The 5,708-nt window shown below is 71.1% G+C and carries 2 protein-coding genes; both read right to left on the bottom strand.

Going from position 1 to position 5,708, the window contains the following annotated elements; all coding sequences use genetic code 11:
- On the bottom strand, positions 1-2,817 hold a 2,817-nt coding region (locus NP777_RS46400; protein WP_391858715.1), incomplete at its 3' end, for a type I polyketide synthase.
- Position 2,818: 1 nt separating this feature from the next.
- The coding region (locus tag NP777_RS46395) for an SDR family NAD(P)-dependent oxidoreductase (RefSeq protein WP_256656241.1) at positions 2,819-5,708 on the bottom strand (2,890 nt) is incomplete at its 5' end.

The raw sequence follows: 5,708 nt of genomic DNA, 5'->3' as shown, positions 1-5,708 counted from the left end.
GACTGATGTCACATCGCCAATGGCCGACGAAGGAGTCTCGATCCAGTAGTGCTGGTGCTGGAAGGCATAGGTCGGCAACTCCACCTGCCGAGCACCCGTTCCCCGGAGTGCCGTGGACCAGTCGACGGACGCGCCGCCGACGTACGCCTCGGCCAGTGAGGTCACAAACCGCTCCAGGCCACCTTCGTCGCGGCGCAGCGAACCAACGGCGGTAACACGAGTGCCGTGATCCTCGGCAGTCTCCTCCACACCCATCGTGAGCACCGGATGGGCGCTGGCCTCGATGAACACCTGGAAACCGTCGCCCAGCAGGGCGCGCACGCTCTCCTCGAAACGCACCGTCTGACGCAGATTGCGGTACCAGTACCCCGCGTCCAGCCCCGCCGTATCGAACACCCCACCCGTCACCGTCGAATAGAACGGCACCGACGAAGACCGAGGGCTGATCCCCGCAAGGGCCTGTCGAAGCTCGTCCTCGATGGCCTCGACATGAGCGCAATGCGAGGCGTAATCGACGGGGACGCGCCGGGCCCGGATCTCCTCGCCCTCGCATACGGCCAGCAACTCGTCCAACGCGTCGGCGTCGCCGGAGACCACGACCGCCGAGGGCCCGTTCACCGCCGCCACCGACAACCGCTCCCCCCACGCCGCGAGCCGCTCCCGCACCGCCTCCACGGGCAGCGACACCGACACCATGCCACCACGCCCGGACAACACCCGCAGGGCCTGACTGCGCAGGGCTACCACACGCGCCGCATCCTCCAACGACAACGCACCCGCCACACACGCCGCCGCGATCTCACCCTGCGAATGACCGATGACCGCCGCAGGCTCCACCCCATACGAACGCCACAACTCCGCCAGCGACACCATCACCGCGAACAGCGCAGGCTGCACCACATCCACCCGCTCCAGCGCCACGGGATCGCCGAGCACATCCACCAACGACCAGTCCACATACGGCGCCAGAGCCGCCGCGCACTCCCCGATCCGCCGCGCGAACACCGGCGAGGAATCCAGCAGCCCCGCAGCCATCCCCACCCACTGCGACCCCTGCCCCGGAAACACCAACACCGCACGACCATCACCACCGGCCACGCCCCGGACCAGCCCAGAGACGTCCCGGCCCGCCGCCAGCGCCGCCACCCCACCGACCGAACCGGCCCGGTCCCCGGCCAGCACCACCGCACGATGCTCGAAGACGGTACGTGTCGTCGCCAGCGACCACCCGACGTCCCCGGCCGACAGCTCCGCCCGCCCCGCCACATACGACGCCAGCCGACCCGCCTGCGCCCGCAACGCCGCCTCGGAGCGGGCCGACACCACCCACGGCACCACCGCCGAGCCGCCCCCGCTCACCCCGTCGTCCGCCGCGTCGCCCTCATCGCCGACCGGCGCCTGCTCCAGCACCACATGGGCGTTGGTGCCGCTGACGCCGAAGGCCGACACACCGGCCCGGCGCGGTTCGCCGTTGTCCGGCCATGCCATCTGCTCGCCCAGCAGCTCGATCGCGCCGGCCGACCAGTCCACGTGCGGTGTCGGCTCATCGACGTGCAGTGTCTTCGGCAGCGCACCGTGTTGTATGGCCAGGACCATCTTCATCACACCGGCCACGCCCGCCGCCGCCTGCGTATGGCCGAGGTTGGATTTCACCGACCCCAGCAGCAGTGGCCGACCGTCCGCGCGGTCCTGCCCGTAGGTGGCCAGCAGCGCCTGGGCCTCGATGGGGTCGCCCAGCGTCGTGCCCGTGCCATGCGCCTCGACCGCGTCCACCTCGGCGGCCGACAGCCGCGCGTTGGCCAGGGCCTGGAGGATGACGCGCTGCTGGGAAATGCCATTGGGCACGGTCAGGCCGCTGCTGCTGCCGTCCTGGTTGACGGCGGAGCCGCGTACCACCGCAAGCACCGGGTGACCGTTGCGCCGCGCGTCCGACAGCCGCTCCAGCAGCAGCATGCCCACGCCCTCACCCCAGCCCGTGCCGTCGGCGGCAGCCGCGAACGCCTTGCACCGGCCGTCCGGGGCGAGACCCCGCTGACGGCTGAACTCCACGAAGAGGCCGGGCGTGGACATCACGGTCACGCCTCCGGCGAGGGCTAGCCGGCACTCCCCCTGCCGCAGCGACTGCACCGCGAGATGCAGTGCCACCAGCGACGACGAGCAGGCGGTGTCCACCGTCACCGCGGGCCCTTCGAACCCGAAGGTGTAGGAGAGCCGGCCCGACATCACGCTGGCCGCACCGCTGGTGGCGAGGAAGCCCTCGACACCCTTCGGGGCCTGCCGCAGCGCGACGGTGTAGTCCTGACCGTTGGTGCCCACGAAGACACCGGCCTTGCTGCCGCGCAACGACGCCGGAGTGACACCGGCCCGCTCCATGGCCTCCCACGATGTCTCCAGCAGCAGCCGCTGCTGCGGATCCATCGCCAGCGCCTCACGCGGCGAGATCCCGAAGAAGGTGGGATCGAAGGCGCCCGCGTCGGAGAGGAACGCGCCCTCCTTGACGTACGAGGTGCCGGAGCGGTCGGGGTCCGGGTCGTACAGCTCCGCCAGGTCCCAGCCGCGGTCCTCCGGGAACGCGGTCACGGCGTCCCCGCCGTGGGAGAGCAGTTCCCACAGCTCTTCCGGAGACCGCACACCGCCGGGGAAGCGGCAGCTCATCGCCACGATCGCGATCGGCTCCCGGGACTTCTCCTCGACATCGCGGAGACGCCGCTGCGTCTGACGCAGATCGGCCATCACGCGCTTGAGGTACTCGACGAGCTTCTCTTCGTTTGACACTTGGCCCTGCCCCCTCGAAGAAACCGGGTGGTTCTCGTTCATGTCAGGCGTCTCCGAGTTCTCGGTCGATGACGTCGAAGAGCTCGTCCACCGATGCGCTTTCCAGGTCGTCATCGCCGTTGTCGTCCCGTACGGCGCTCCCGCCCCCGCCGACGGGTTCGCTCAGCTTGGCCAGCACCGACTGGAGCCGGACGATGGCCTTCGTCCGGGTGATGTCGTCCTGCGACATGGCCGTAAGGACGGATTCGAGTCGGTCGATCTCGGCGGGCAGGGACTTCTCCGGGGCGGCCTCGTCCTCGACCAGCTCACCCATGAGGTGGCGGGCCAGCGCCGATGGCGATCCGTAGTCGAACAGTGCGGTCGGCCGCAGTCGCAGCCCGGTGGCCACGTTGAGGCGGTTGCGCAGTTCCACGGCGGTCAGCGAGTCGAGCCCCATGTCGAAGAAGCCACGTTCGCCGTCGATGCCCTCGTGGGTGGCGTATCCGAGGACGGCCGCCGTATGCGTACGCACCATGTCGAGCAGGGCGGTTTCGCGTTCCGCCGCCGGAAGCTCCGCGAGTGTCGTGCCGAGCGTCGGCCGGTGGTCGCCGGCGGGCTGCCCGTCCAGGGTGGCGTCGGTGGCCTGCCGTACCGTCCTGACCTCGGCGATGTCACCGAAGAGATGGCCGAGCCGGGTGCCGTCGACACCGGCGGTGAACCGCGGCCAGTCGATGTCGGTGATGACCGGGCAGGTGTCGGACTGGCTGACGGCCCGCGCCATCGCGGTGACGGCCAGCTCGGGCTCCATCGGCGGCAGGCCGAACCGCTCCATACGGCCGCTGATCACCGCGTCCTGGGTGGCCATACCACCGTCGGCCCACGGTCCCCAGGCCACGGAGGTGGCAGGCAGACCCTCGGCCCGGCGGCGTTCGGCGAGCGCGTCCAGGAAGGCGTTCGCCGCCGCGTAGTTGCCCTGTCCGGCGCCGCCCACCGTCGCGGAGAACGAGGAGAACAGCACGAACGCCGAAAGGTCCAGCTCACGTGTCAGCTCGTGCAGATGCCAGGCCGCCTCGGACTTCGCCCGCAACACGCCTTCGAACCGGTCCGCCGAAAGCCCGTCCAGCACCCCGTCGTCCAGCACACCCGCCGTGTGTACGACGGCCGTCAGCGGCAACTCCTCCGGCACCCGGGCCAACACCCCGGCCAATGCCTCGCGGTCGCCGACATCGCATGCCGCAACCGTCACCCGAGCACCCAACTCGGCAAGCTGCGCCCGCAGCTTGTCCATCCCTTCGGCCGCCGGGCCGCGCCGGGAGACCAACACCAGATGCTCCGCACCGGCCCGCGCCAGCCACCGTGCCACATGGGCGCCCAGCGCACCCGTACCGCCGGTCACCAGCACCGTCCCCGACGGCTGCCACGCCTTCCCGCCCTCGGCACTCACCGCCGCACGGACCACACGCCGGGCGAACACACCCGACGCCCGTACCGCCACCTCGTCCTCACCGGTTGTACCGCCGATGACGGCCATCAGCCGCTCGAGGGCCCGGCCGTCCGGGGTCTGCGGCAGATCGACCAAGCCGCCCCAGCGCTCCGGGGCCTCCAGCCCGGCCACCCGGCCCAGCCCCCACACCGCCGCCTGCTCCAGGCTCAACGGGCTCTCCGAACCGCCCGTCGCCATCGCGCCACGCGTCACACACCACACGCGGCCACCCACACCCGCGTCCCCGATCGCCTGGAGCAGGGACAAGGTCAGCGCCAGGCCCGATGGCACCGCCGTATACCGGCCGTGCCGCCCCTCTGCCAAGGCCAGCAGCGAGAGCACCCCCGTGACATCGGCGGCGGCCCTGTCCGTGCGGCCCAGGGCGTCGCGCAGCCGCGCCGCCACCGCCTCACGGTCGGCGTCGGCATCGTCGAGTTCGACGACCACGGGCAGCGCGCCCCGCGCGGCCAAGGCCGCCACGCAGTCCGCGACCCATGCGTCGTCGGCCTGCCCGGCTTCCACCGCCACCAGCCACGAACCCGTCAGCGAGGCAGCCGCCACCTCCGAGACCGGCGACCAGGCGATCCGGTAGCGCCAGGCGTCGACCTGCGACCGCTCACGGCTACGACGCCGCCACGACGACAGGACCGGCAGCACCGCCGCGAGCGACTCACCCGTGACGGCCTCGCTCTCGACGGCCAGCGTGTCCGTGAGCGCCGACAGATCCTCGCGTTCCACCGCGTCCCAGAAGTCGGCGTCGGCGGACTCGCGTTGAGCTTCTGCCTCGCCGTTGTGGGTTTCCGGCGCCGCCCCTGTCGCCACCCAGTAGCGGGTGCGTTGGAAGGCGTACGTCGGCAGCTCCACCCGTCGGGCCGGTCGTCCGGCGACGGCCGCGAGCACGGCCGTCCAGTCCACCGCAACACCTCGGACATGGGCCCCGGCCGCGAGCGTCAGTGCGGTCTCGACCGCGTCGCGACCGGAGCGCGCGGCCGGCAGGAAGACGGCGGCATCCGCTGTCTCCTCCGGCAGGCACTGCTCACCCATCGTGGACAGCACCTCGTCCGGGCCGAGCTCCAGGTAGGTGGTGACTCCCGTGTCGGCCAGGCTCCGTACCCCGTCCGCGAACCGCACGGCCTCACGCACATGCCGTACCCAGTAGTCGGCGGAGCACAGCGCCTCGGCGTCCGCCACCAGACCCGTCACATTCGATACGACGGGGATGCGGGGGCTCGCGTACGACAACCCCTCGGCCACCCGGCGGAACTCCGCCAGCATCGACTCCATCAACGGCGAGTGGAACGCATGCGACACCCGCAACCGCTTCGTCTTGACACCCCCGGCCTCCAGCAGCCCGATGACCTCCACCACGGCATCTTCCACACCGGAAATCACGGTCGAACGCGGACCGTTGACCGCCGCCACACTCACCTCAGCCTCACGACCAGCCAGCAACGGCACCACATCCGCCTCA

The organism is Streptomyces rugosispiralis (assembly GCF_024505145.1).
GTDB classification, from domain to species: Bacteria; Actinomycetota; Actinomycetes; order Streptomycetales; family Streptomycetaceae; genus Streptomyces; species Streptomyces rugosispiralis.
Note: the sequence above shows the minus strand (reverse complement) of the source record. Positions and strands in the feature narration are given on the sequence as shown.